Origin of the sequence: Oleiagrimonas sp. C23AA (assembly GCF_011759385.1) — a bacterium.
GTDB lineage: Bacteria > Pseudomonadota > Gammaproteobacteria > Xanthomonadales > Rhodanobacteraceae > Oleiagrimonas.
In genome coordinates, this window is record NZ_JAARLY010000006.1 from 167,572 (window position 1) to 192,991 (window position 25,420).

Annotated in this window: 23 protein-coding genes; 6 read left to right on the plus strand and 17 right to left on the minus strand. The window is 63.6% G+C overall.

From position 1 onward, the window contains the following. Positions 1-49: 49 nt before the first annotated feature. Positions 50-349, minus strand: a complete 300-nt coding sequence (locus HBF24_RS11500) for a helix-turn-helix transcriptional regulator (RefSeq protein ID WP_167173013.1) — start codon at positions 347-349, stop codon at positions 50-52. A gap of 611 nt (positions 350-960) precedes the next feature. Between HBF24_RS11500 and HBF24_RS11505 the strand changes: the two genes are divergently transcribed. Together HBF24_RS11505 and HBF24_RS11510 are read left to right on the plus strand one after the other, a co-directional pair. Continuing rightward, the gene (locus HBF24_RS11505) at positions 961-3,156 is read left to right on the plus strand and encodes a TonB-dependent receptor (protein WP_343162758.1); all 2,196 of its coding nucleotides are present in this window, start codon (positions 961-963) and stop codon (positions 3,154-3,156) included. Positions 3,157-3,209: 53 nt separating this feature from the next. Next, positions 3,210-5,291: an Atxe2 family lasso peptide isopeptidase gene (locus tag HBF24_RS11510; RefSeq protein ID WP_240922496.1), complete on the plus strand. Its 2,082-nt coding sequence runs from the start codon at positions 3,210-3,212 to the stop codon at positions 5,289-5,291. Positions 5,292-5,303: 12 nt separating this feature from the next. On the opposite strand, the gene HBF24_RS11515 is transcribed toward HBF24_RS11510, so the two are convergent. Genes HBF24_RS11515 through HBF24_RS11525 form a run of 3 tightly spaced genes read right to left on the minus strand, consistent with a single transcriptional unit; the run spans position 5,304 to position 7,912 of the window. After that, positions 5,304-7,049: an asparagine synthase C-terminal domain-containing protein gene (locus HBF24_RS11515; RefSeq protein WP_167173018.1), complete on the minus strand. Its 1,746-nt coding sequence runs from the start codon at positions 7,047-7,049 to the stop codon at positions 5,304-5,306. After that, on the minus strand, positions 7,049-7,723 hold the full coding sequence (locus HBF24_RS11520) for a lasso peptide biosynthesis B2 protein (protein ID WP_167173020.1): 675 nt from the start codon (positions 7,721-7,723) through the stop codon (positions 7,049-7,051). The genes HBF24_RS11515 and HBF24_RS11520 overlap by 1 nt, the downstream gene beginning before the upstream one ends. A 48-nt stretch (positions 7,724-7,771) precedes the next feature. After that, a complete protein-coding gene (locus tag HBF24_RS11525; protein ID WP_167173022.1) occupies positions 7,772-7,912 on the minus strand; it encodes a benenodin family lasso peptide in 141 nt (46 codons plus the stop codon). Between the two features lie 494 nt (positions 7,913-8,406). Here HBF24_RS11525 and HBF24_RS11530 point away from each other — a divergent pair, with 494 nt between their 5' ends. Then, positions 8,407-8,886, plus strand: a complete 480-nt coding sequence (locus tag HBF24_RS11530) for a hypothetical protein (RefSeq protein ID WP_167173024.1) — start codon at positions 8,407-8,409, stop codon at positions 8,884-8,886. Next, positions 8,883-9,353 (plus strand): hypothetical protein, encoded by a 471-nt coding sequence (locus HBF24_RS11535; protein ID WP_206064299.1) that lies wholly within the window; start codon positions 8,883-8,885, stop codon positions 9,351-9,353. Before HBF24_RS11530 ends, HBF24_RS11535 begins: the two co-directional genes overlap by 4 nt. Before the next feature lie 99 nt (positions 9,354-9,452). On the opposite strand, the gene HBF24_RS11540 is transcribed toward HBF24_RS11535, so the two are convergent. The 8 genes from HBF24_RS11540 to HBF24_RS11575 all read right to left on the minus strand — a co-directional run bounded on the left by HBF24_RS11540 (position 9,453) and on the right by HBF24_RS11575 (position 17,397). After that, positions 9,453-10,100 (minus strand): hypothetical protein, encoded by a 648-nt coding sequence (locus tag HBF24_RS11540; RefSeq protein ID WP_206064300.1) that lies wholly within the window; start codon positions 10,098-10,100, stop codon positions 9,453-9,455. Between the two features lie 241 nt (positions 10,101-10,341). Continuing rightward, positions 10,342-10,968: a GntR family transcriptional regulator gene (locus HBF24_RS11545; protein WP_167173025.1), complete on the minus strand. Its 627-nt coding sequence runs from the start codon at positions 10,966-10,968 to the stop codon at positions 10,342-10,344. 91 nt (positions 10,969-11,059) lie between these two features. After that, complete coding sequence (locus HBF24_RS11550) at positions 11,060-12,409, minus strand: TCR/Tet family MFS transporter (RefSeq protein ID WP_167173027.1); 1,350 nt, start codon at positions 12,407-12,409, stop codon at positions 11,060-11,062. 58 nt (positions 12,410-12,467) lie between these two features. After that, a complete protein-coding gene (locus tag HBF24_RS11555; protein ID WP_240922497.1) occupies positions 12,468-12,827 on the minus strand; it encodes an EF-hand domain-containing protein in 360 nt (119 codons plus the stop codon). Then, positions 12,814-14,052 (minus strand): GGDEF domain-containing protein, encoded by a 1,239-nt coding sequence (locus HBF24_RS11560; RefSeq protein WP_167173029.1) that lies wholly within the window; start codon positions 14,050-14,052, stop codon positions 12,814-12,816. The genes HBF24_RS11555 and HBF24_RS11560 overlap by 14 nt, the downstream gene beginning before the upstream one ends. Positions 14,053-14,094: 42 nt before the next feature. Then, positions 14,095-14,697 carry a GTP cyclohydrolase I FolE gene (gene folE, locus HBF24_RS11565; RefSeq protein WP_167173030.1) on the minus strand — a complete coding sequence of 201 codons (603 nt, stop codon included), beginning with the start codon at positions 14,695-14,697 and terminating at the stop codon, positions 14,095-14,097. A 202-nt stretch (positions 14,698-14,899) separates the two neighbouring features. Further along, positions 14,900-16,336: a DNA recombination protein RmuC gene (gene rmuC / locus HBF24_RS11570; RefSeq protein ID WP_167173032.1), complete on the minus strand. Its 1,437-nt coding sequence runs from the start codon at positions 16,334-16,336 to the stop codon at positions 14,900-14,902. Positions 16,337-16,398: 62 nt separating this feature from the next. Next, complete coding sequence (locus HBF24_RS11575) at positions 16,399-17,397, minus strand: hypothetical protein (RefSeq protein ID WP_167173034.1); 999 nt, start codon at positions 17,395-17,397, stop codon at positions 16,399-16,401. Between the two features lie 103 nt (positions 17,398-17,500). On the opposite strand from HBF24_RS11575, the gene HBF24_RS11580 reads away from it, so the two are divergent. After that, entirely contained in the window at positions 17,501-18,688 is a 1,188-nt protein-coding gene (locus HBF24_RS11580) for an FAD-dependent oxidoreductase (protein ID WP_167173036.1), read from the plus strand. A gap of 19 nt (positions 18,689-18,707) precedes the next feature. Here HBF24_RS11580 and HBF24_RS11585 read toward each other — a convergent pair whose 3' ends face one another. The 4 genes from HBF24_RS11585 to HBF24_RS11600 form a co-directional block, all read right to left on the minus strand. Further along, entirely contained in the window at positions 18,708-19,757 is a 1,050-nt protein-coding gene (locus HBF24_RS11585; protein ID WP_167173037.1) for a DNA topoisomerase IB, read from the minus strand. Between the two features lie 108 nt (positions 19,758-19,865). Next, positions 19,866-21,038 carry a class I SAM-dependent rRNA methyltransferase gene (locus HBF24_RS11590; protein WP_167173039.1) on the minus strand — a complete coding sequence of 391 codons (1,173 nt, stop codon included), beginning with the start codon at positions 21,036-21,038 and terminating at the stop codon, positions 19,866-19,868. 52 nt (positions 21,039-21,090) lie between these two features. Next, entirely contained in the window at positions 21,091-21,531 is a 441-nt protein-coding gene (locus HBF24_RS11595) for a hypothetical protein (protein WP_167173041.1), read from the minus strand. 92 nt (positions 21,532-21,623) lie between these two features. Then, on the minus strand, positions 21,624-23,066 hold the full coding sequence (locus HBF24_RS11600; protein WP_167173043.1) for an MATE family efflux transporter: 1,443 nt from the start codon (positions 23,064-23,066) through the stop codon (positions 21,624-21,626). A 151-nt stretch (positions 23,067-23,217) separates the two neighbouring features. Between HBF24_RS11600 and HBF24_RS11605 the strand changes: the two genes are divergently transcribed. Further along, positions 23,218-23,709 (plus strand): lipid A 3-O-deacylase, encoded by a 492-nt coding sequence (locus HBF24_RS11605; RefSeq protein WP_167173045.1) that lies wholly within the window; start codon positions 23,218-23,220, stop codon positions 23,707-23,709. Between the two features lie 76 nt (positions 23,710-23,785). On the opposite strand, the gene HBF24_RS11610 is transcribed toward HBF24_RS11605, so the two are convergent. Further along, positions 23,786-25,315, minus strand: coding sequence for a DHA2 family efflux MFS transporter permease subunit (locus HBF24_RS11610; protein WP_167173047.1), 1,530 nt, complete (start codon positions 25,313-25,315; stop codon positions 23,786-23,788). Positions 25,316-25,420 lie beyond the last annotated feature (105 nt).

The following is a 25,420-nucleotide window of genomic DNA, read 5'->3' on the forward strand; positions in this document are numbered from 1 at the left end:
GCTCTTAGTGCCTGGGTGCGGCATAGATCCGTGCCTACCAAACTCGTGCTCAGCGCTTTGCTTTTGCCTTCAATTGGCTTGCCATCTTTCGTTGATCTGCCGGCGACATGTTCGAAACGGCAAGAATGATATCTGCGAGCACGTCGGTGTCTGCCAGCAGCCAGGCCAACGGTACTCCAAGCTCCTTGGCGAGCTTGCCGGCCGTCGCGAAGTCAGGTTCAGAAGTTCCTAGTTCGTACCTTGTCACCCTGCTGGACACGACATCCTCCGAGAGCCCAATCCTCCTGCCCAGCTCGCGCTGAGAGATGTCCAATGCCAAGCGCGACTGCCTCAAGCGCTTGGTAAACATACTGCGAGGATCTGTTCGTGACATGAGCCTTGGAGAGTCATTCCTATGTGTACAGGATGACTTCCTGAGCCCTGAAATGTATGCTACATTATCTGTAGCATCAGTAAAGCGGCGCTGTTGTCGCAGTGATCGAACCGCCGCACGCCGACTTATGTACCTGGGCCTCGCTGCTTGCAGCGGCGCGTCGTTTTGCCCTTAGCGCTACATTTAATGTAGCTAATGATTGCTAGACGCCCGCTTTACAAGCGGGACCTGGGTGTATGCGAGGAACGGTGGGGAGGGGCGGTGACAGTGAGCAGGGCGAAGTAGCGATGTCGTCGATGGGGTTCTGCTCAGGCAGATCTAGCCCATGTCATGGCTGGCCTCGGAATCACCGAATCGGCAGGCCTAAAAAGCTAATCAAGGGGAGGGAGCGCAGCATGCGGACAAACACGTTACGAAGGTCCTTTTTTGTCACCACATTCGTGGTCGCCGTCGGAACCAGCGGGTGGGCGAGCGCGCAGGACACGGTTACAACCAAGGAACAGGGCAGGGCGCCAGCCGCGGGCACACAGAGCCATCCGCCCAGTGATGCACCGGCAGCGGCCTCATCGGCGCCGACGAATCTGCAGGTGATCACCGTCACCGGCACACGCATTCGCGGTGGGGTGACGCCATCGCCGGTGATCCGCATCGGCAGCGAGCAGATCAAGCAGGAGGGCTTCGCGGACCTGGGCGAGGTCATCCGCAGCGTGCCGCAGAATTTCTCCGGTGGGCAGAATCCCGGCATTGCGGCGGGCGCCACCGGCGGCGGGCAGGGTAACCAGAACATTACCGGCGGTTCGGGCCTGAATCTGCGCGGGCTGGGGCAGGATGCATCGCTCACGCTACTCAATGGCCGGCGCATGTCCTACGGCGGGTTCACGCAGATGGTGGATATCAGCGCCATCCCGGTGGAAGCCGTGCAACGCATCGAGATTGTGGCCGATGGCGCGTCGGCGATTTATGGCTCCGATGCCGTCGGCGGTGTGGGCAACGTGATACTGCGCCGGGATTTCAACGGCGTGACCGCAAAAGCGCGCTACGGTAGTGCCTCCGATGGCGGGCTGACCACACATGAGTACACGCTGGTGGGCGGCACCACGTGGTCCACGGGCGGGTTGATCGCGACATGGAAGCAAAGCAAGAACGATCCGATCTACGCCAGCCAGCGCGACTACGCCAAGCGCATGTACGCGCCTTCCACGTTGTACCAGGAAGGGCGCTTGCGCAGTGGCTTGCTCAGCCTGCATCAGTCGCTGGGGGATAGCGCCGAGTTGCGTCTGGATACCTTTCACACCCGGCGCGACATCTTCACCGACCAGGGCAACGCCACCAACTACGAGCACAACGCACCGAAGACGATCACCTCGCTGGTGTCGCCCAATCTGGATGTCTATCTGCCCGGTGACTGGACCATGTCCCTCGGCGGAAGTTGGGGGCGCGAGCACACCGATGTGCGCTACACCGTGGTGACGCCCGCCACCGGCCTGTCCACGCTCTCGCGCACCGGCTATCGCAACCGAAGCCGCGACTACGAGCTGGGCGCTGAGGGGCCGCTGTTTTCACTGCCCGGTGGCGAGACGCGGCTCGCCGTGGGGCTGGGTTACCGCAGCAATGCCTTTCAGGATCGCAACCTGATAAGCGGCTACACGCAGGTCGACGGCAAGGTGAGCAGTCGCTTCGCCTATGCCGAACTCAACATGCCGTTGATCGGGCCGGATCAGGGTGTGTCCGGCGCGCGGCGGTTCGAGCTGACCGGGGCCATCCGTGGTGAGGATTACGACAGCTTTGGTGGTGTCACCACCCCCAAGTTGGGGCTGCTCTACAGCCCCAATGCCGACCTGACGTTGAAGGCCTCGTGGGGCAAGTCGTTCAAGGTGCCCACGCTGTCGCAGCAGTACCTGACGCGCGATGCCTATCTGTTTCCTGCCGCCGCGCTGGGCGGGTCCGGCTACGCCCCGGACGCCACGGTGCTCTATCTCACCGGCGGCAACCCGAACCTCAAGCCGGAGCGGGCGCGCACCTGGAGTGCTTCGCTTGCCTTTCATCCCGAGGCGGTGAGCGGTCTGGAGGCACAGCTGAGCTGGTTCAGCGTGGACTACACCGACCGGGTGGTGCAGCCATTGGTGCCTGCCCAGGCCCTGAGCAACCCCGCGTTCGCCCCGTTTATTCAGCAGGCGCCTTCGGCGGCAGCGTTGGCACAGCTGCTACAGGGCTTTCGGTTTACCAATGCCACCGGGGTGCCCTACGACCCCGACAAGGTGGTGGCGGTGGCGCCCAATCTCTTCATGAACACCTCGCGGCAACGCGCCCGGGGGCTGGATGCCTCTGGCTCGTATCGGTTTGATTTGGCGGCGGGGCGCTTCACGCTGCGCGGCTCGGCCAGCTGGTTGCACAGCACGCAGAAAAATTCATCGGAGCAGCCTTCCTACGACCTGGCCGGCACATTGTTTTACCCCGCCAAGCTCAACAGCCGCGTGGGCGTGGTATGGCAGCGCGGTGGCTTCACGGCCTCGCTGTTTGGCAACTACAAGAGCGGGGTGACCAATACCGCCGATGGCAGCAAGGGGGCTTCGTTCACCACCTTCGATACCACGCTGCGTTACGACACCGGAGCAAGTGGCGATGCCTGGTCAGACGTGGCACTGGAGCTGTCCGTGCAGAACGTTCTCAATCGCGCCCCGCCGCTGTACGCGGTCACCTCGCGCACCTACGCGCCGTATGACTCGACCAACTACTCGGCGATCGGGCGCTATCTCAGCCTCTCCGTGTCCAAGCACTGGTGATGTCAGGCCGTCCACTGGCCCGCGCATCGCGGCGCGGGCGAAGGAGCGAGATCATGCGGTTTATGCGTTTACACGCGGTCGCCAGGCGGGTGCTGTTTGCATTTGCCTTGGTGACTGGCCTTACCGTCACCCAGCCAACGTGGGCGGTGTCGCCACGCCAGCTGGTGGACATGGCCGACTTCAGCCACCCGATGGTGTCGCCGGATGGCATGCGGGTAGCCTTTCGAATTACGCGGGCTTCCATCGCTCGCAATACCTACACTTCCACCTGGTATGTGCAGCCGATGGATGCGGCCACGCCGCCGCGCCGAGTGGGTGCAGGTGGTGTGCCCCTGCGGGACTCGGCAGGTATCGCGCTACCGGCCAGGGTTGCCTGGTCACCCGATGGGCGCTGGATCTATTACCGCGCACGCTTGAATGGACGGGTCGATGTGTGGCGTGCGGCCACCGATGGGCAGGGTGCGCAGCGCATGTCCACGGGTGACGCCAATGTGCGCGCATTCGCCTTGGCTGATGACGGCAAAGTGTTGACGTACAGCGTGGGTCCCACGCGCGACGCTGTCGCCGATGCCGAGCAGGCCGAGTACGACCAGGGTATTCGTGTCGATCGCTCCACGCCCTTGGGGCAGCCGTTGTTCCGATCGGGGTTCACGGGCGGCCGGTTGGCCACGCAACGTCTGGGGTTGATGTTCAACCGCGTGGCGTTGACGGCCCATATCCCCGATCGCTGGGAAGCCGTGGACCTGGCCAGCGGCAAGGTGCGTGATCTTGCGCATGCCGCACACGCCAAGCCGTCGCTGACGGTGGCGGACATCGTCAAACGGGTACCCCACGCGTGGAAGCTGGCGCAAGACCCTGCAAGCGGGCGTATTGCCGTGCTGACGCGAACGAAAGCTGCGACCGACCACCCACGTATCGGTCTGCTGATGTTGCCAAGCTTGCGTGCGAAGAACGTGGTCCCGTGCACGGCGGCGGCATGTACCGGCAAGGCGCTGAGTGACATCAAGTGGAGGCCGAACAGCGACGAAGTGATCTTCACGGTGACGCCTTACGACAACGGCTTTGGGCAATCGATCTATCGCTGGAATGTCCAGACTGGCGGCGTGCACCGGGTAGCGTTTTCCAAGGGCTTGCTTGCCGGCGAACGGCGTTGGGTACCGGGGCAGTGTGGTGTGTCTCGCACGGCGTTGGCGTGCGTGACGGCTACCGCCGCCCGTCCGCCGCGACTGGAGCGCATCGATCTGCGCACGGGCCAGCGAACGGTGATGTTCGATCCCAACAGGGTGCTGGCGGGTGATCTTGCCGATATCCATGCGCGGGTGCTGCGCTGGACCGATGCCAAAGGCCGAACATTGACCGGACAGTTCTATCCCGCGCACCGTGCCGGCAAGAGGCCACCACCGTTGTTCGTTACCTACTACCGATGCATGGGGTTCGCCCGTGGCGGTCCGGGAGATGAGTGGCCGTTGGCGAGCATGGCGGAGCAGGGGGTCTCCACGCTTTGTATCAATGCGCCGTCATTCTCGCCCAACGCGCGGCAGCGCTACGAGTTGGGACAAGCGGCCGTGGAGAGCGCCGTGCGGCAGCTGGCATCGGAAGGCCAAATCGACACGAACCGCGTAGGCATGGGCGGGCTCAGCTTTGGTAGCGAGGTGACCATGTGGGCGCTCATTCACTCGCATGCGATTGCCGCCGCGTCGATGGCATCGCCGACCACGTCGAAGCTGTACTACCTGCTGGGGCGCAATATCGGCAAACCCTTTCTTTCGTTGTTGCGATCCAACTGGCAGCTGGGCTCACCGGGTCAGACACCTAGGCAGTGGCGGCAGATTGCACCGACCTTGAATCTGGACAAGATTCACGCCCCGATACTGATGCAGTTTCCCGAGCAGGAGTACATGTTCTCGCTTGGCTATGCCATCCCGCTGATGCTCAGCCATCGTGCGGACCTGTACGTGTTTCCCAATGAGCCACACAACAAGTTTCAGCCTCGGCACAAGCTGGCGGTGTACGAACGGAACCTGGATTGGTTCCGGTTCTGGCTGCAGGGCTACGAGGACCCGGCGCCTTCCAAGCGCACACAGTACAAGCGCTGGCAGGCGATGCGAGAGGCTCTTCACCCGAGTGCGCATTGAAGAGCGCACCACCTAGGGTTGGTGGCGCACCCAGTTTTCGACCATGCACAGGTCGAACACCCTCAGGAAGGATTGGTCACGCGCTGGCAGGGGCGTAGCCAGAAAAGTACGGAGGGCGCGCTCATCCAACAGGCCCTGCGACCGCAGTCGGCCCGATAGAAGAAAGTCGGCAATCTGCGCCTTGTTGCGTTCGTAAACGGCACCCAGGTAGCTCATGTAGGTGGCCTTGCTCTGGCGGTTTGCCACGCTGGGCGGCAACAGGGTGGCGAACGCGGCTCGCGCGACCGCGCGGTTCCTGCCACCGTCGATCCACATCCAGCTGGGCGTGCGCAGACATGCCTCCATGACGGGCTGCGATAACAGCGGAAAGCGTAGCGGATGCTTGGTGCCGCGTGATGCCTGATCCTGGAACAGCTGGTTCCCGGCCAGATCGAAAATGCGCTCTCTGTCGCCGGGTAGCGCGTTGGCGGGCGCCGCAAACCATGGGTGCGCTTGCGGCTTCATGGATGCCACATCGGCGGCAAGGAACGTCGGGTCTGGATGGAAGGCGGAGGGTGGTGGCCGCCGCCGCTTGGCCAATGTGAGGCGCGCCGCCTTCCATAGGGTGCACTGATGCATATCGGCCAAGTCCCTTATGGCGGTAACAGCGCCCCTGAGGCCTTTCGTCTTCCACGCGTCAGCGGCGGGGGCCGCCGTGCGCAGATAGCAGAACACCGAGTCACCACCACCGCCCGAGTAATAGGCGGTGGCATCATGGCGTTCGGCGACCGCAGCCATGGTCTGGTCCACGGCGTATTGCAACGGGCCCACTGCCGGGGCTACGGAATCCGGGGCGGGCGCGAACTCGAAGCGCGCCTGGTCGAACGTCAGTTGTTCGGTATAAAGCGGAACCCCAAGTTGCGAGGCCATGGCACGGGCGTATGGCTGTTCATCCACGCCAGGCACCGGCGTGGTCAGGTTGCAGCAAATGATCCGGGCATTGCGATGGCGCAGGCATGCCGCGACGATGGATGAGTCCAGGCCACCTGATAACTCCAGCAACAGGGTGTCGTCCATCGCCGTCCACGCCTGCACGGCATTTTGGATGGCGCGACGCACCTGAGTCGCTGCGTCACGAAGGTTGTCGTAACGATGCTCGGGGCCAACGAAATCCCAAGGTGACCATAGCGGCCGTGTCGAGATATCGCCCCTGTTGATGCTCAGCGTGCAGCCGGGCAGCAGTTCGCGTACGTCGGCGAGTCCGGTGCGTGATGTCTTGATGCCGGGGTAGCCAAGGCGCTGGGCGATGAAGTCCCAGTCGATGCGCTGCTGGTACAACCGCGCGTCGACAGCCAGAGAGATATCGGAGGTGATGAAGCCGCCGCCCTCGCTGATGGCGTGGATGCACGACACATTGCCCGCGGCGGCAGGTGAGCGCGTCACCGTAATAGCATCCGGCTCAGGCGCATCGGGCTGGAGCAGGAGATAAGAACCCCAGAAGCGTTCCAGAATGCGCCTGCGAAGCTGCGCGGGTTCCTCTTCGAGGAATGCCGAGCCACTATCGACAGCCGCTCCATCCCTCGTGAAAAGGTGGCCCAGGAGCAGACCGCCGCCAGGCAGCGACAGCGTGGGCATGTGCTGCGTGACGAACAACGTCATCGCGCCTAACCGGTACCGCGCGCACAGGCCCTTCGTCTGCAGTGCGGCATAGAGGTGGGAAAAGGCCTCATCAACGTCGAGGCCGTCAGGGGGCAGGATGGCGAGGTAATGGCCGCGCATCAGATCACCCGTATCGGTGTATGGGCCAGCGCGTGCCCCAAGGCATCATTGAGAATCACGGTGCCGTGTTGCACCCAGCAATGCGCGGAGAACGGGTCCGCCGTCACGCCGAAGACCAGTTCGGCACGCACGTTGCGCCGCGCCAGAAACTTGGCCAGGGAGAGCGAGTCGAGAAGGCAGCAGGTGTCTATGGGCACGTACAATCGAGCGCGGCGGAAAATGGCCACTGCTTGCGTAATCTGCGTTTCGGTGCGCATCGGAGCGTCGGACGTATGTCTTTCGCGATAGTCCGCCAGCTTGCCGAGAATCGACTTCAGGCTCCGCGCTTTCAGTTGCAGCTGCGTGGAGACAACGATGGCCGTGGTCTCTGCCACCTCCACCACGCTTGCGCGCTGCGCGTGCATCATCGCGTCTTCAACGGCGCTGCTCATAGGCATTGTTACTTCCATGCGCGGCACGTCTTCGCTGTCGTCCGGCGCGTTGATCAGGATGTGTTGTTCGACCAACTTGCGAAGGCTGTTGTCCTGAGGAGGTCGGCCTTCCAGGTAATTGGTTAGAGCCGACTCCAGCGGCGGTGAAAGGCGGAAGTAGCGGTCGTTCTGGATATCGAGGAAGACCAAGTGATCATCAATCGTGCAGAACGACAAGTCACGATGTAGTCCAAGGCGCGTCATGTGCATCACTCCAAAAAAGAAGGCGCGCCTTTCGGCGCGCCTTGTGAGTCATGCGTCGGAGATGCCTTCCATCGGAACAGCACCGAAGTTTTCGGTGATCCCTGACAGCCCCTTGGTCTCGACGCTTGCAACGCCAAGCTCGATCACGTCTTCCGACGCGTTGGTGTGAATGTCGTCGTTGGTGTTCATGTCAGTCTCCTACTGTTGGCGTCATGGCAGCTCCATGACAGCGTCAACGTAGGATAAAAAATCTTTAATTATCAAATGATTGACTGATAATTAAACGTGCAGTGTGACGCCCGTCACGCCGTAGGCCGGCTGTGTGCGGGCTGTCGTTAGGGAGGTTTTGGAGGGGAAAGGTCAGTTACCGAAGCAATCATTGATGCCACGCTATGAGCAACTAACCCAGCTTCAAGCGCAAAGCCGGAATCGGCCAACAGGGGACAGCCGAGGTCTCAATCAAGAAGCAGTCATCGGACGAGCGTGTTGGCTAGATAACGGCGACAGAAGACGCGCCGGTCTAGTGAAATGCAAGGGGCAGCTGGTTCTGGCTATACTGGCTAGCGCAACAGGGGTCGAGTGCCGCAAAGTTACCGAAAAGTCAGAGGCGTGCCTTCTTCTAGCTGGCGCGGCGATATAAGTATATACAGGCCCACGGGGCCGTATATTCAGTGGTTATTGGGATGGAATCTGCGGAAAAGCGAATGCAAATATCTAAACCCACGATTCCATTAATACTTGTATTGACCGCAGTCTTGGTTGCATTCATTGCGATCATTGCGGCCGCTATCCGCCCGCTTACCAGCTTGGAAAACACCCTTCTTTGGGTGATTGCCCTGGCGCTAAGTTTTGTTGGCTCGTTCTATATCGGAAAGGAATCGGCTACGAGCGCGGCAAGGGAAATCATAAGGCCTCACGCGCGGTCGGCATTCCGGAGACTGTTTTCACTGTATCAGAGCTTATCAAGAGTCGGAATTGAGATATCAAAATCTAAGGACCCGCAGTCTCACGCAATTACCCTTGCCCGAATGGAGGCAATAGTTGTTGAGCAGCTTGCAACAGCAGACGATGCACTTGAAGACTGGTGCGATATCGTCCCAGATGAGGTTGAAGAGTTGCGCAGTAGGTTTGCCAGCCCTAGGGATGTCGAGGTGAAAAAGTGAGCGAGACTATAAGATCCAAGGTCGCACGCGTCCTAAATTCCAGAGAGATTGTGATTGCCGCAGGATCAGAACATGGCGTGAAGGCGGGCATGTATTTTGATGTCCTTGACCCTAAGGGCGAGGATATACGCGACCCGGATACCTTAGAGGTACTTGGATCCATAGATCGTCCAAAAGTACGGGTAGTGGTCACGAAGGTTCAGGAAAGATTGGCAGTGGCCTCTACGTTCAAAAAGGCGAAAATCAATGTTGGTGGGTCGGGCGAAGCATGGCCTTCGCTAAACTCTCTTGGTGCGCTTAGTCGATCATTAATGCCACCGAAGTACGTTACGAAGTACGAGACATTGAAAACCAACGAGAAGACTTGGGAAGACCTGAAGGAATCTGAAAGCTACGTAAAAACGGGCGACCCCGTTATTGAAGTGCAACAGGAAGTTGATCCGAGTGAAGTTGAAGAAATTAGCTAACGGTTCATTGCAACCAGCTGCTCCCAATGAACGGCGGCCTTGAGCTAGCGCAGCCAACTCAAAGGCGTCCGCTCAATGAGGGGCTGATGTAGATCCCGGCTATTCGGTAAGCGGATGGAGGATCTGAGAAAGAAACGGGAACTCCTGGAGACAGACGGCGTTGATCTGTCGCCGCAACACCGCATCGCCAGTCGCATGTTCTCCAAGGCAAAGATAGTAGTTCTTGCCGTGATGCTTTGCATAAATCAGCCACTCGCCGGTGAGCGCCGAATCCTGGACGAGCCTCTCCCAGTTGCTCACGACCGCGTCATATGCGATCCGCTCGCAGTCTTTCGCTGACAGGAATCTCTCCTTCCCGGAAGCCTCCGCTTCGGCTACCTGCTGCTCAAGCCACGGAAGGCCGTTCCTATGCATCCCCTTGCGTAGATTTCGCGCCATAGACGAAAGCCCATCCTGGAGATAGTGCTTGTGCCACAGCCCCTTGAGCGGGACGCGATCAAACTGTGTTTCGGACTTGAGGTTGCTTGCCCCACGGACCCCTTCCAACACTTCGATCTCTCGAACAACTTTGGCAGGATTTTGCGTGCGAGATTGCGCGCCTCCGAACAGGCCGAGCAAGAGCAAGAGGCTGTACCGCCCACGGGCGACTCGCTCCAGCCCGATAGACTCGCCGAAACGAAGTAGCTCTGGCGCCATGTCAGTGCCATCGGGTTGCCTTGCCGTGAACCAAAGAGTTCGCTCGGTCATATGGGTCCTGACGCGATGTCGTCCAGTTCCCCTACTGTAAGCGCGGAGAGCCCGGTGTGCATGCGTGACGACGCTCTGGTATTGGCAGCACCGCATCGGAGCAGAGGGCCACATGCTTGGTCCTTGCCGCTACATGCTGCCGTCCGCTTCGGGTCGTTCGCACCCGTCGAAGAACGGGGTCAGGTTCGGTTCCTGCAATGTCCGCTTTGGGTCGTTAGCTGCCAATCAATATCGGTAGCTCTTAGTGAAAGTCATCCATGCGCTGACTGAGCAGGTTCGCGATGCGTGGGGCGACTTGCTTGCGGTATTCATGGTAGCTGCGAAGCGCGGACTTCAACGCTGGAATATCGCTTGTCTGCCAGTAGGCCAGCAGCGGAGCCAGTTCTTCGCGGGCTTGCGTCAGTAGGTCTTGCTTGGCGCGGCGGATGGGGGCCAGCTGGTCGTTGGTTTGGCGAATGGCGCGTTGTAACGAGTGATGCGCGGTGGCGCGGGCGATGGCATCAAACAGCTGCCATGTTCGCTTGACCGGGTCGCCGTTGACGGACATCTCCGATATTCGACGCCTGTGGTCCACAGGTGCCAAATCCATGTCGCAGGCCATAAGCAGCAGGCGTTCCATCCAGTCGTAGAGATCGCTTAACGCGAACTCGTTGAGCATGGGGACATGAAGTCCGTCGCGCGCGTGGTCAGCCAACAGTCCTTCACCCAACAGACGGTACAGGGCCATTCGAACCGGGGTAGGGCTGGTGTCGAATTGAGAGGCGAGCGTGGCAGGATCGATGCGCTGGCCGGGGCTGTAAAGGCCCGACCGAAGGCCGCATTTGACCTGTCGATATACCAACATGCTTTTTGACTGGGCGGGGCTCATCGCGTGACTCCATGTCTGCGGATAACACCCTGTTCAAGAATGCGTCTCATGCAGGGTGTCACACAAACCAGCCTAATCGCTCTTTTTTGACTTAACCGCGAACTTCGTCACTTTCCTCTTCGCTATGGCGTATTGCTGTTTCCTCAGTCGAAGCAGTCGATGTCCTGACTTCCGTCGAGGAGTGCCTTACGTCCTCGTCCTCTTTAACACGCGTATAGCCGCGCGTTGTCCAGGCGGCGATCACGGTGCCGGCGACCATCAGCAGGGCGGCAAGGAGGAAGGCGGCGCCGGGCAGGTGCCAGGGCGATTGTGGCGCGATGGAAAAGGCGAATACCTGGGTGAACACCAGTGGGCCGAAGATGCCGGCGAAGCTGCCCAGGCTGGTGACCGCGCCTTGCAGGCGGCCTTGCTCGCGGGCGCTGACTTCGTGCGACATGATCGCCTGCATGGGCGGGGCGGAAAGGCCCCACAACGCCATCAGCGGAATCGCCAGCAGGAACACCCAGCCGATGCTGGCCAGGCCCATCAGCGCGAACGAGCCAACGCCGCAAAGCATGCCCCACAGCAATACGCGCCGCTCGCCGAAAATGGGCGTCAGGCGGCCGGTGAGCAGCGCTTGCACCAGGCCATCGCAGGCGCCCACCAACATCAACACGAAACCCACCGCCTGCGTGCCCCAGCCGTAGCGGTAGTCGCCGTACAGCACGAAGGTGGTCTGCAGCACATAGTGCGCCAGATAGACCAGGAACATCACCGCGGCCAGCCCCAGCACACGTGGGTAGCGGCGCAGCAGCTTGAGCGCGCCCAGCGGGTGCGCGCTGTGGAACTCGAAGCGGGGCGTGCGCTGCTCGCGTGGCAGCGATTCGGGCAGGATGAAAAAGCCGTACAGGAAATTGCAGGCCGCCAGCGCGGCGGCGGCCCAGAACGGCAGCCGCAGGTCGATGTGTCCCAGCCAGCCACCCAGGCCCGGACCCAGGATGAAGCCCAGCCCGAACGCGGCGCCCAGCATGCCGAACGCGCCCGAGCGCTTCTCGGCCGGCGTGATGTCGGCAATGTAGGCATTGGCGGTGGTGAAGCTGGCCGCGGTCATGCCCAGGATGACACGGCCGACGAACAGCAGCCACAGGGTCGGCGCCAGCGCCAGCACCAGAAAGTCAATGGCCAGGCCGGCGTTGGAAATCAGGATCACCGGACGCCGGCCGAAACGGTCCGACAGCGCGCCCTGCACGGGTGAGAAGGCGAACTGCACGATAGCGAACACGGTGGAGAAAATGCCGCCCCACCAGGCCGCCTTGGCAATGCCGCCGCCAATCAGTTGCTCGATCAGGTGCGGCAATACCGGCACGATCAGGCCGAATGCCAGCATGTCCAGCAGCACGGTGACGAAGATGAAGGCGAACGCGGCGTTGCGGCGCGCGTTACTTGGGGCGGGCTCAATCATGGCCGGGCATCCGGAAAGATTGCGCGCACCTTAGCGCACGTTGCCGCGCAGCGGCATGTCAGCGTGGTGGCGCGGCCAGTTCGCGGGCGTCCAGATAGCCATCGTGATTGGTGTCCTGGCGGTGGAACACGCGGGCGATGTCGGCCTGGCGCTGGCGGCGGGTGATCAGTGCGCCGCTGTGGTGACCGGGCGGCAGTTCTTCGGTTTCCAGAATGCCATCGTGATTGCGGTCCAGGCGATCGAAGCCGCGCATCAGCCAGGCGCTGTACTCGGCCAGGCTGACACGGCCGTCGCGGTTGGTGTCGAACAGGCGCAGGTAGGCGGTGGCGGTGCTCGGCGTCGCCCCTGATGCCGGCGCGCAGGCGATGGCGCCGGCCAGCAGCAAGCCCAGCAGCGCATTCATGTCAGGCCTGATCATGTGAATTTCCAAGCGCATCGTCGATGGCCGGATGGGCGGCGGCATGGCGGCGGGCGGCGTTGGATATTTCACACGACACCCGGTTGCGGCCCTCCAGCTTGGCGGTATACAGCGCCATGTCGGCACGCTCGATGATGCGGGTCAGTTCCCGGTCCCCTGGTTCCATCTCGGCCACGCCGATCGATACCGAAATGGGCAGCTGGCGCTCGTGCAGGGGCACCGGCGTGCGCGCCACCACGGCGCGTACGCGTTCGGCCGAGGCCATCGCCTCGTGCAAGGTGGTGTCCGGCAGCAGCACCAGAAACTCCTCGCCACCGACGCGACCGAAAATATCCTCGGCGCGCAACGCCTGGCGCATGTAGCGTACGCTTTCGACCAGCACCTGGTCACCGCCGCCATGGCCAAAGGCAGCGTTGATGCGCTTGAAGTGATCCACATCGATCATCATCACCGCGAAACTGCGGCCATGGCGCAGCGCACTGGCAAACAATGGACGGCCCAGCTCGAGTAGGGCCAGGCGGTTGTAGACATCGGTCAGCGGGTCGATGCGCGCCAGGCGGGCCAGGCGCTGTTCCACCGATTCGGCATACAGCATGAAGAACGCGAGCGAGGCGAACACGGGCTCGATGCTGGCATAGACGATGCCCGCCGTATTGCCCGGGGTGCTCACCATCAACGCCGTGGGCGCGTGGTGTGAAAAAGCCAGCTCACCCAGCCGCCAGAGCGTGGTGATGGCGCTTCCCAGCAGCACCAGAATCATCACCCGTTGCGCGCTTGAGCCGCCGCGACGCAGTGCATGCCGCATGGGCCACAGCAGCATGCCGGCGTAGAACAGCGTGGGCAGCAGCGCCAGCGCGACCCGCGCGCCGTATATCGGATCGGCCACCGCGAACCAGGTCAGCGCCAGCCAGGACACCAGCGCCAGTGCCGAGCACAGTATCGTGTGCGACGGCCGCGCGAGGATCAGGCGCATCGCGCGCACCGTCAGCACATACGAGGCCAGCAGCAGACCGTTGGCCAGGACAATGCTGAGCCAGCCGCTTATATGGCCGCGTCCGGCCGCCATCACCCATGCCGCGGCCTGCAGCAGCAGCACCATGCCCCAAAGTTTCAGGCCACGGCCGGCGACGCCGGTGTAGCGGCGCGTCGCCAGCACCACCACGGGCGCCATGACCAGCGCCTGCAGGGCGCCGAGCGCGGCCACGGTGCCCAGGTCCATTAACATCAGTGGGCCATTCCGTGCGCGGGAGTCATGCGTAATGTGGACTCAGTGGCGCCCGTCGATATCGATGAAGCGCAGGAACTCGGCGCGGGTGCGGGCATCGTCGCGGAACGCGCCCAGCATCTGGCTGGTGACCATCGACACGCCGCGCTTGTGCACGCCACGGGTGGTCATGCATTCATGGCTGGCGTCGATGACCACGGCCACGCCGCGTGGTTGCAGGGTGTCGTTGATGCAACCGGCAATCTGCGCGGTGAGCTTTTCCTGCACCTGGAAGCGACGGGCGAAGCCATCGACCACGCGCGCCAGCTTGCTGATGCCGACCACCTTGTTGTTGGGCAGGTAACCGACATGCGCGCGGCCAATGATCGGCGCCATGTGGTGCTCGCAGTGGCTTTCGAACTCGATGCCGCGCAGCACCACCATCTCGTCGTAGCCTTCCACTTCCTCGAAGGTGCGACGCAGGTATTCACCCGGATCGACGGCGTAGCCGGAGAACCAGTCGGCATAGGCCTTGGCCACGCGCTTGGGGGTATCGAGCAGGCCCTCGCGGCTCGGATCATCACCGGCCCAGCGCAGCAGCGTGCGCACGGCTTCCTCGGCCTGTTCACGGGTGACGGTGGCGGCGGGGTTGGACGAATCGCTCATGGGACATCCTTCATAACGTCACCGCCCATTGTAGCCGGTTGACCACGCTCCTAGGAGCGTGGGAGGCACAATCCAGGCGGCCGCCCTGCCGACGGCGCGATCCATGTTTGCGCCGTGCCTTGCCTCTTGGCGACGGCCAATCGTCGCGACGCCGTCCTCATGCAGCCCAGTTTTTGACCGGGTGGCTCTGTCGTCCAGGCGCTCAGGACGCTTCGTCGTCGGTGTCCGGTGTGGCGTCATCCAGCGCCTGGCCCAGCAGGTTGGAGGCATCATCGCCCGACAGTGATTCCACGCCGCGCAGCTTGCGCTCGATGGCGCGTGTGCGTACCCCGGCCGAGTCGATGGAGTTGCGCACCGTGTCCAGCTGCTTGCGGGTTTTCTCCAGCACGGTGCCGAACTTGCCGAACTCGGTCTTGACCGCGCCCAGCAGCTCCCAGACCTCGCTGGAGCGCTTTTCGATGGCCAGCGTGCGAAAGCCCATCTGCAAGCTGTTGAGCAAGGCATTGAGCGTGGTCGGGCCGGCCAGGGTGACGCGGTGTTCGCGTTGCAGCAGTTCGAACAGGCCGGGGCGGCGGATCACTTCCGCGTACAGGCCTTCGGTGGGCAGGAACAGGATGGCGAAATCGGTGGTGTGCGGCGGCGCCACGTACTTGCCGCGGATGGTCTTGGCCTCGTCGCGGATACGTCGCTCCAGCGCCAGCGCGGCGGCGCCGGCGGCCTCGGCATCGGCCGCTTCCTGCGCATCCAGTAGGCGCTCGTAATCCTCGCGCGGGAATTTGGCGTCGATGGGGAGCCAGACCTGACTGTCACGGTCGGCGCCGGGCAGGCGGATGGCGAACTCCACGCGCTCGGCGGAGCCTGGCACGGTGGCCACGTTGGCGGCGTATTGCTCGGCCACCAGCACCTGTTCCAGCAGGGCGCCCAGCTGTACTTCGCCGAAGGTGCCGCGCGTCTTGACGTTGGTCAGCACGCGCTTGAGATCGCCCACGCCGGTGGCCAGGCTCTGCATTTCACCCAGCCCGCGCTGCACCGCTTCCAGGCGCTCGGAGACCAGCTTGAACGACTGACCCAGGCGGGTTTCCAGGGTCGATTGCAGCTTCTCGTCGACGGTGGCGCGCATCTTCTCCAGCTGCTGCGCGTTGTCGGCCTGCAGCGCCTTGAGCTGGGCCTCCAGCGTGCCGCGCACTTCGGCCATGCGCTTTTCGTTGTGCTCACTGAGCGTGCCCAGGCGCTGCTGCAGCATCTCGCCGAACTGGCTGAGCGAGGCGCGGCTGTCCTCGCGGCCCTTGCGCGCATCCTCGGTGAGGCCGCCGCGCAGGGTTTCCAGGCCGCGATCGGTGCGTTCGGTCAGCTGCGCCAGGCGCTGGCCGAAGCCATCGATGCGTTCGCGCTGCTGCGCACCCATCGCATCCATCTGCTGCTGCACGTGGCCGCGAAACTGTTCGAAGGCCTGCGCCAGTTCGCCGCGACCGGCGCGCTGCTCGTCGCGCAACGTGCGCTCCAGACGCTCGTTGCTCTCGCGAAGATTTGCCAGCTGCGACGCCAGCGCGTCGTCCTTCTTCGGCCGCAACAAGGCGACCAGTTGCAGCAGCAGGCAGGTGGCGACCAGGGCGATCAGCACAATGACGGCGGTGGACATGCAAGGCTCCGGATGAATCTGGCCGCACAGTGTACGCCGCCGTGGTCTCAGATCATGCGCCGTCAGTGCGTGTGGCTGCTAAACAGGTCCGCGGGGTAGTGCAGATGCAGCACCGCACGATCGGCGTTGCCCGACGGGGGCGCATAGTCCATTGCCGTACAACCACCGGCCTGCTGGCGCTTGGCAGCCAACGCTGTCTCGGCCAGCAGTTGTTTGGCCAGGCGATCGCCAGATGCCTTGGTGTCATGGGCCGGCAAGGCCATGGCGATGGTCCAGCCATCGGTGCTGACGCCGCCATTCAAATCCGGCGGCATCGGCTGGCCGGGCTTCAGTGTCAGGATGCGCTTGTCGCGGCCACAGGTGCCGACACTTACCCATTGCAGCGCCGGCAGCACCTGCGTCAGGAGAGGCTGCACGAAGCTGTCGATGGACTGGCCGGCGGTGCTTTTGCCGTCGATGCGCACCTTGACGAAATACAGGTGATGCATGAACAGCAGCATGCGCGAACGGAAGGTCTGGCCGTCGCGTGACAGCGTCAGCGTGACCTCGCGGCCGGGCCAGTCGATGCCGTCGAGGTGGACGGGCGTCACCGCGCCAACATCGACGTGATCATAAAGCCCGGCCTTGACGAACAGGTGGCTGGCATCGACGAAGTGCTGCATGCCGCGACCCAGCACGGCGTCGGCGTCGCCATCGGCCAGCGGGTAGATGTAGATATCGGCATAGCCCAGCTGGTCATGTTCCCTGTAGCCATAGCGAAGCTGCACGCCACCCAGCACTTCCGGCTTCACCTGGCGGCCGTTCAAGGTGTCTGCCTGCTGATAGTTGTGCGTGGAAAGCAGGTGGTAGGGGCCCACCTGCCGCGGCGCCATGATATAGGTGTCCTCGATGGCGCCGGTGAGTGTCTTCGACTTGGTGGTATCGGAGCGGCCGGACGCGGAGGACATGGATGGCGCGCCTGGCGAGGCGGCGTGCGGCCGGGTAGGCGGCTGGCTGGCGCAGGCGGCCAACAGCAGCGAGAGCGCCGTGGCCAATGCCGTGCACCATTCCTTCCCTGGCATGATTTTTTCCTGTGAAGCTGAACATTCAGCTGAGCGTGACAGTGACTCTAGCGCAGTGCCCGCGCATGATGAAGCGTCTCAAGTACGCCACAAGGAGACATGCATGGAACACGCCTACGATTATGTGATTGTCGGCGCCGGCATGAGCGCCGATGCCGCCATCAAGGCCATCCGTGAGGGCGCGCCCGAGGCCAGCATCGCGTTGATCGGTGACGAGCGCGAGGCACCCTATCAGCGTCCGCCGCTCAGCAAGGATCTGTGGAACGGCGACACCGACGATGCCGACATCATGCTCGAGACCGAGCGCCAGGACGTGGACATGTATCTGGATCGCAGCGTGAAGCTGGTCGATCGTGCCGCGCACGGCCTACGCGACAGCGAAGGCGATCTGTTCCGTTACAAGCGCCTGCTGATTGCCACCGGCGCCGAGCCCAACCAGCTGCCGATCGAAAGCGACCGTGTGGTGCACTTTCGCACGCATGACGACTACCGCCGCCTGCGCGAACTGGCTACCGAAGGCCAACACGTGGCCGTGGTCGGCGGCGGCTTCATCGGCTGCGAACTGGCCGCCTCGCTGGCCGGCAATGGCGTCAAGGTGAGCTGGCTGTTTCCGGGCGAAGGCCCCGGCGCGGGGCGTTTCCCTGAGGGCTTGTCGGAGTTTCTCACCGGCTATTACCGCGAGCGCGGTGTCCAAGTGATGCCGGGCTCGCGCGTCAGTGGCGGCAAGGAAACCGACCATGGCGTCGAGCTGACGCTGGAGGATGAGCGCACGCTTGCCGTCGATGCAGTGGTGGCTGGGCTGGGTGTGACGCCGCGCACCGAGCTGGCCGAGGCGGCCGGGCTTCGCGTCGACGATGGCATCGTCGTCGATGCGCGTCTGCGCACGCAGGACCCGGACATCTGGGCGGCCGGCGATGTGGCCAGTTTCCATGCCATGGATCTGGGCCGTCGCATCCGTGTCGAGCACGAGAACGCCGCGGTCAGCATGGGCGCCCACGCCGGACGCGCCATGCGCGGTGAGGATGCCGCCTACACCGAGCTGCCGTTCTTCTATTCGGACCTGTTCGATCTGGGCTACGAGGCCGTCGGTGTGCTCGATACCGGCCTGGAGGTGGTCGAGGACTGGGCCGAGCCTTATCAGAAGGGCGTGGTGTATTACCTGGAGCGCGGCCGCGTGCGTGGCGTGCTGCTGTGGAACGTGTGGGAGAAGGTGGATGCCGCCCGCCAGCTGATCGCCATGCCCGGTCCGTTCGACGCCAAATCGCTGAAAGGGCGTATCGACAAGGGTTGAGTGTTTGCCGTCGCGTCGATCAAGGCTGCGACGCGGCGGCCTTCTCGCGCATGGCTTTCAGGAAGGCCAGCGCGCGGCGCTCACGCTGGCGCGGATAGCGCGTGCTGCGTACATCCACCAGCGCGTGCAGGGTGCCATCCTGCCAGCCCTCGAACACATCCGGATGAATATAGGATTTGCGGCACACGGCCGGCGTGTTGCCCAGCATTTCGGCCACGCGTTTCACCGCCGCGGCTATGGCGCGCTTGGCCGCATGCTCGGTGAACGGTTCCGGTAGCGGCGTGCGCGCCAGTTCCACCACTGCGCGCACGGTGCCGCCGAAGGTACGAAAGTCCTTGGCCGAGAACGGTTCACCCATCACCTGGTGCAGGTAATCGTTGACCTGGCCGGAGTCGACCGGCTGGCGTGCGCCGGCGTCATCCTGGTACTGGAACAGGCGCTGCCCGGGAAGACGTCGCAGGCGCTTGATCAGCCGGCGCAGACGCGCATCGTCCAGCGCCACCTCGCGGCTTTGCCCGCTCTTGCCACGAAAATGCAGATACAGGCGGCCGTGGCGCACCTGCACATGGCGATTGCGCAGCGTGGTGGCGCCAAAGGCGCCGTTGTCGCGCGCGTACGCTTCGTTGCCAATGCGGATCAGCGTTTCATCCAGCACCGCCAGGATCAGCGCCAATACCTTGTCGCGTGGCAGGCCGGGTTGTTTCAGGTCGCGGATCAGACGCCGGCGCAGCCGCGGCAGCGCCTGGCCAAATTCCACCACGCGGGTGAACTTGTCGCGTTCGCGCAGGCGTTGCCAGTGCGGGTGATAGCGGTACTGCTTGCGCTGGCGGGCATCCCGGCCGGTGGCCTGCAGGTGCCCGCGCGCGTCGTCGCAGATCCACACCTGCTCGTACGCCGGCGGGATGGCCAGGTCGCGGATGCGCGCCAGGGTTTCCTCATCGCGCACCGCATGGCCCGCGTCATGGCGGTAGGCAAAGCCTTTGCCGTGACGGCGCCGGCGGATACCCGGATCGGTGTCGCACACGTGAATCAGGTCGATCGGATCGGCGCTGCGGTCAGCGTTGGCCATGGACGCGGCTCGGATGCATGGAACTCATCCGCGCAGTGTGCGAATCGGCTGCGAATGCCTCGTGAAGCCTGAGCGCTGGTGCGTGCCGGCGTTCAGCCGACGGTGGCCTCAGCTGACGCGGCAGAACACGGCTTTCAGGTAGCGTCCTTCCGGCACGCTGGCCATCACCGGGTGATCCGGACCGGCAGACTGGCTTTCCAGAATCTGCACATCGCGGCCGGCCGACAGGCCCACCCGGCGCAACATTTCATGGAAATCCGAGGTGCTGACCAGACCGGTGCACGAGCACGATAGCAGCAGGCCGCCGGGTGCCAGTGCGTCCAGCGCCAGCCGGTTCATGGCGAAGTATTTCTTCAGCGCCTGGGTCACCTGGCGGCGATCGCGGGTGAGCTTGGGCGGGTCGAGCACGATGGCGTCGAATTGTTCGCCACGCTCGATGGCCGCGCGCAGCCAATCGAACATGTCGGCCGCCTCGAAACGGACCTGGACACCATTGGCCTCGGCATTGGCCTGGGCCACTTCCAGAATGGCCGGATCGGCATCCACACCGATCGCCGAGGCGGCGCCGGCGGCCATGGCGTGCACGGCGAAACCGCCGGCGTTGCAGCACAGGTCGAGCACGCGACGGCCGCGTGCCAGCTCGGCAAAGCGGCGCCGGTTGTCGCGTTGATCGGCAAAGAAACCGGTCTTGTGGCCCAGGCCTGGTGCGGCGTGGAAGGTCAGCCCATGTTCGTGCACCCGCGCCGGCGCCGGCGGCTCGCTGGCACGGCAGTCGAACGACTCCTGCTTTTGCACATGACGCTCGGCGAACGCGTACAGTGCCGCGCCCGGAAAATGCGCCAGCAGCGCGCTCTCAATCGCGTCGCGCAGGCGCCACATGCCGGCAGCGAAATACTCGATCACCAGCGTGTCGCCATAGCGGTCCACGACCAGGCCGGACAGGCCATCACCCTCGCTGTTGACCACGCGCCAGGCGTCGGACTGGGCATCCAGGTCCAGCATGTCGCGGCGCAGCGCCACGGCTTGGGCGATACGCGCGGCGATCAGTTCGGCATCGACCGGCAGCTGCGGATCGACGGTAAGTACACGCAAAGCGATGCGCGCGTGACCGTTCCAGAACCCGCGACCGACGAAGCGGCCCTTGGCATCGACGATGTCGACCACGGTGCCGGGCGGCAGGCGCGTGTCGCTCTTGCGGACCTGCGAGGACCAGATCCACGGGTGGCCGGGCAGGCGCTCGGTGGTCAGGGTGACGACGGGGAGTTCAGCGGGTGCGTTCATCGGGCCATTGTACTGGCCGCGTGGCGCGTTGTATCGCGCCACTGATGCATTTTCAGCGACGCAGACGCAGCACCAGCCAGGCGATCAGCGCGACCACGTTGATGCCGATGCGCGGCGTCGAGGGACCGGCGATGGCGGCCAGCCAGTGGTAGTCGGCCAGGCCGAAGCTGTAGACCAGGCCCAGCGGCTTGTGCACCAGCACCAACACGTTGGCGAAGGCGCCAGCATGCAGACTGTAGCTGAACCATGGCGTGGCGATCAGCGGCAGTTGCAGCAGTTGCGCCCAGCGTGACAGCCGCACGCCCGACTCGCGACCCTCGATCAGCAGCACGCCGCTGACCAGGATGAAGCCGAACGCCAGCGCGCCGAGAATGGCGATGATGACATCGGCGCGCATGCCCCATGGGTACAGCCGCTGGATCATGGCGGCCAGACCAAACAGGCCGCCGGCAATTTGCAAAATACCGATGACTCGGAACAACAGTTGGCGCATGCGCGGAAAACTCGTGGCAGCAGGGGCAGGCACCGCATGGTAGCCGGCCGTGACGGGCCCGGCGAGCACGGTGATGCAAAAACGCGCGCGGACTATTCAGCCGCGGCGCTGATCGCCGGGGCACCGGCACCGGTGGTGGGCGCCTGCGCGCGCGGCGCACCCATGTCGCCCATGCGCGCCTGGCGCCAGCGTCCGAAGCGGTAATACGCCACCGCCAGCAGCAGTGACACCAGTGAGCCCAGCGGAAAACTCCACCAGATGGCGTCGGCACCCAGGGTGTCATTCAGCGCCAGCGCAAACGGCACGCGTACCAGCCACAGCGCGATGGCCAGGATGATCAGCGGAGGCACCACCGCGCCGGTGGCGCGGACCACGCCAAACAGCACGAAGCTGGCGCCGAAGAACAGGAACGACCACACCACGATGGCGTTCAGATGCTGCGCGATGGCAATCGCCTGGCCATCGCCCGGCAGGAACACGCCCAGCGCGCCACGGTTGAACAGGTACACCACGGCCACCAGTGCGCCGGTCAGAAGCACGTTGTAGCCCAGCCCGATGGCGGTGATGCGACCGACCCGATCCCAGCGCTGCGCGCCGACGTTCTGCGCCGCCATCGAGGACACCGCGCCACCAATGGCCAGCGCCGGCATCTGGATATACGTCCACAGCTGCGAAGCGGCGCCATAGGCGGCAGTCACCTGCGAGCCGTAGGCGTTCACCAGACTGATCATCACCAGCGCCGAGGAAGAGATCACCACCATCTGCAGGCCCATCGGCAGGCCCTTGCCGACCAGGGCGCGCAGGATTGCCGGATCGGGCTTCAGGTAGTGCCATTGGCCGCGGTGCAGACACAGGAAATGCTTGCGCCGGTAAAGATGGATGATCAGCGCCAGCAGCGCGGTGTTCTGCGCGATCAGGGTGGCCGTGGCCGAGCCGGCGATGCCCAGCTTGGGCAGTGGCCCCACGCCGAAGATCAGCAACGGATTAAGGCCAATGTCCAGGGCCACCGACAGCAGCATGAAAAGAAACGGCGTGCGCGAGTCACCGGTGCCGCGCAGGGTCATGCCCAGAAAGCTGTACACATACATCGACGGCAGCGCGATGAAGATGATGCGAAGGTAGGCCACCGCCAACGGCTGCGCATCGGTCGGCGTGCCCATGGCCGCCAGAATGTGCGGTGTCAGCCAGAAGCCGGCGCCCATCATTACCACCGACAACACGGCGAAAAAGCCCAGGCTGGTGCCGACCACGCGCCGGGTGTGATCGGCGTTGCGCGCGCCTATCGCCTGTCCGACCAGAATGGTGTTGGCCATGCCGATGCCGAACATTACCCCGAGCAGAAAGAACAGCACCAGGTTGGCGTTGGAGCTGGCCGTCAGCGCCGCCTCGCCCAGGTAATGGCCGATCCAGATCGCATTGACCGAGGCGTTCAGCGACTGCAGCACGCTGGAGCCCAGAATCGGCAGCGCGAACAGCGCCAGGGTGCGCGCGATGGGGCCTTCGGTCAGGCGCTGACTGTGGCTGGAAGAGGGCATTCGGCATCCATTCTCGAGGAGGGATCAGTCGTCGTGAGCCGCCGTCGATCACGTGAAAGAGCATCATGCGGCAATTTTCACAATGTGTGCATTTTCCGCTTCGCTATAATTATGAACTGCGGGGTTCATGAATTAAATTAGGGAGCAATCTATGCGCTATCCGTTGTTGACGCGAGGCGTGGCTGCGCTGGTGCTGGGCATGGCGGTGGCGGGTTCGGCCCAGGCCGCGCACATCGACCTCAGTGCCGGACGCAGCATGACCTCGGACACCCGTTGGGCTGACGCGGTATTCATTGATGGTGTGGGCAACACCCGCGACTGGCGTGGCATCGACTGGCAACCGGTGGCGACCGCCGGTTGGATCAAGGCCCGTAACACCCACGAGGACAACCTCGACCACGACGTCTACATCGGCGCGGCAGGCGTGCGCCTGGTCAACTGGTGGCGGCGCGCCTTTTTCAGTTTCCAGCTGGGTGTGGCTGACGGCCGTACCGATGCGCTCAGCAGTGCCGGCGAGTTTGTCAGCACGCTGGGCTGGCAGGGCGACCACTACCAGCTGATGCTGCGCCACATCTCCAATGGTCATGTGTTCCACGGGCGCAACCTGGGCGAGACCATGGCCTTGGTCGGCGTACGCTTCTAGCCCACTGGTACTGCAGCACAAAAAAAAGCCCCGCCGAGGGATCGACGGGGCTTTTTTTGTGGCCATGGGCCGGGCTTCAGTGACCGGAAGCGGCCGGGCCTGCCGAGGCGATGAACGGCGGCTTGGCCAGCCACACCACACCGATCAGGAACAGGAAGATGATCGCCAGCGCCTGGAAGATGTCGTTGAAGCCCATCTGATAGCCCTGCTGGGTGATCATGCGGTTGAGCATGGCCGCCGCTTCCTGGGTGTGCCCGGCACCGCCGACACTACCCAGGAACTGCTGTGTGGCCACGTTGTAGCGGGTAATGTGCTCGGTCAGCTGGGCGTGGTGCATCACCGAACGGTGATCCCACATGAAAGTGGTGATCGAGGCGGCAAAGCTGCCGGCCAGCGTGCGCAGGAAGGTGGCCACACCCGAGCCCGAGGCAATCTCGCGCCCTTCCAGATCCGACAGCAGAATGGTCAGCACCGGCATGAAGAAGAACACGATGCCAAGGCCCATCAGCAGCTGCACCATGGCCACGTGGAAGAAGTCCACGTCCAGGTTGAAGTGCGCGCGCATGGAGCAGGTCACGGCCATCGACAGGAACGCGAACGAGGCCAGGATGCGCAGATCGAAGCGCGTCGCGTACTTGCCCACCAGCGGCGTCAGCAGCACCGGCAGCACGCCCAGCGGCGCGGCGGCAAAGCCGGCCCAGGTGGCCGTGTAGCCCAGGTTGCGCTGCAGCCACAGCGGAATCAGCAGGTTGATGGCGAAGAACGCGGCGTAGGCCAGCACCAGCGCCAGCGTGCCGGCACTGAAGTTGCGGTGCCGGAACAGGCGCAGGTCGACGATCGGATCATCGTCGGTCAGCTCCCAGATCAGGAAGATGATCAGGCCGATGGCGGCGACGATGCTCATGGCGATGATGAAGCTGGAATGGAACCAGTCGGCATCGTTGCCCTTGTCCAGCACCACCTGCAGCGCGCCGACACCGACTACCAGGGTGATCAGGCCGACATAGTCCACGCGTGGACGCTCGGTCTGTTCCGGCTTGGCCGCCAGCTGCGCGCCAATGACGATGCTGGCGAAGATGCCGATCGGCACGTTGATGAAGAAGATCCACGGCCAGGAATAGTTGTCGGTGATCCAGCCGCCCAGAATCGGGCCGGCAATCGGCGCGACCACGGTCACCATCGACAGCAAGGCCAGCGCCTGGCCGCGTTTTTCCGGTGGATAGATCGAGATCAGCAGGCTCTGCGTGATCGGGTACATCGGGCCGGCCACCGCGCCCTGGATGGCGCGGAAAACAATCAGCATGCCCATGCCCTGCGCCACGCCGCACATGAACGAGGTCAGCGAAAACAGCAGGGTGGCCCAGACGAACAGCTTCACTTCGCCAAAACGGCGGCTCAGAAAGCCCGTCAGCGGCAGGGCGATGGCGTTGGCCACCGCGAACGAGGTGATCACCCAGGTGCTCTGGTCGCTGCTCACGCCCAGGTCGCCGGCAATGGTCGGCAGCGACACGTTGGCGATCGTCGTGTCCAGCACCTGCATGAAGGTGGCCAGCGACAGACCGATCGTGGTCAGCGCCAGATTGGGGGGACGAAAATGGGTGCTCATCGCAGCAGTCGCTTGGAAGGGGTAAAGGGCACCGGCCCGCGTCGGGTGGCAACGCGGGCCGGTGAATCGGGCCGCAGTGGGGGGAGGGGCCTGCGGCCGGCAGCT

Bases quoted from the DNA above. Each gene is read 5' to 3' on its own strand.
- HBF24_RS11525 (WP_167173022.1), bottom strand. From the start codon at position 7,912: ATGAACACCAACGACGACATTCACACCAACGCGTCGGAAGACGTGATC.
- HBF24_RS11500 (WP_167173013.1), bottom strand. From the start codon at position 349: ATGTTTACCAAGCGCTTGAGGCAGTCGCGCTTGGCATTGGACATCTCT.
- HBF24_RS11530 (WP_167173024.1), top strand. From the start codon at position 8,407: ATGGAATCTGCGGAAAAGCGAATGCAAATATCTAAACCCACGATTCCA.
- HBF24_RS11560 (WP_167173029.1), bottom strand. From the start codon at position 14,052: ATGTTAATGGACCTGGGCACCGTGGCCGCGCTCGGCGCCCTGCAGGCG.
- HBF24_RS11590 (WP_167173039.1), bottom strand. From the start codon at position 21,038: ATGAACGCACCCGCTGAACTCCCCGTCGTCACCCTGACCACCGAGCGC.
- folE (WP_167173030.1), bottom strand. From the start codon at position 14,697: ATGAGCGATTCGTCCAACCCCGCCGCCACCGTCACCCGTGAACAGGCC.
- HBF24_RS11555 (WP_240922497.1), bottom strand. From the start codon at position 12,827: ATGATCAGGCCTGACATGAATGCGCTGCTGGGCTTGCTGCTGGCCGGC.
- HBF24_RS11550 (WP_167173027.1), bottom strand. From the start codon at position 12,409: ATGATTGAGCCCGCCCCAAGTAACGCGCGCCGCAACGCCGCGTTCGCC.
- HBF24_RS11595 (WP_167173041.1), bottom strand. From the start codon at position 21,531: ATGCGCCAACTGTTGTTCCGAGTCATCGGTATTTTGCAAATTGCCGGC.
- HBF24_RS11580 (WP_167173036.1), top strand. From the start codon at position 17,501: ATGGAACACGCCTACGATTATGTGATTGTCGGCGCCGGCATGAGCGCC.
- HBF24_RS11510 (WP_240922496.1), top strand. From the start codon at position 3,210: ATGCGGTTTATGCGTTTACACGCGGTCGCCAGGCGGGTGCTGTTTGCA.
- HBF24_RS11515 (WP_167173018.1), bottom strand. From the start codon at position 7,049: ATGCGCGGCCATTACCTCGCCATCCTGCCCCCTGACGGCCTCGACGTT.
- HBF24_RS11575 (WP_167173034.1), bottom strand. From the start codon at position 17,397: ATGCCAGGGAAGGAATGGTGCACGGCATTGGCCACGGCGCTCTCGCTG.
- HBF24_RS11540 (WP_206064300.1), bottom strand. From the start codon at position 10,100: ATGACCGAGCGAACTCTTTGGTTCACGGCAAGGCAACCCGATGGCACT.
- HBF24_RS11600 (WP_167173043.1), bottom strand. From the start codon at position 23,066: ATGCCCTCTTCCAGCCACAGTCAGCGCCTGACCGAAGGCCCCATCGCG.
- HBF24_RS11585 (WP_167173037.1), bottom strand. From the start codon at position 19,757: ATGGCCAACGCTGACCGCAGCGCCGATCCGATCGACCTGATTCACGTG.
- HBF24_RS11610 (WP_167173047.1), bottom strand. From the start codon at position 25,315: ATGAGCACCCATTTTCGTCCCCCCAATCTGGCGCTGACCACGATCGGT.
- HBF24_RS11605 (WP_167173045.1), top strand. From the start codon at position 23,218: ATGCGCTATCCGTTGTTGACGCGAGGCGTGGCTGCGCTGGTGCTGGGC.
- HBF24_RS11520 (WP_167173020.1), bottom strand. From the start codon at position 7,723: ATGACGCGCCTTGGACTACATCGTGACTTGTCGTTCTGCACGATTGAT.
- HBF24_RS11545 (WP_167173025.1), bottom strand. From the start codon at position 10,968: ATGAGCCCCGCCCAGTCAAAAAGCATGTTGGTATATCGACAGGTCAAA.
- rmuC (WP_167173032.1), bottom strand. From the start codon at position 16,336: ATGTCCACCGCCGTCATTGTGCTGATCGCCCTGGTCGCCACCTGCCTG.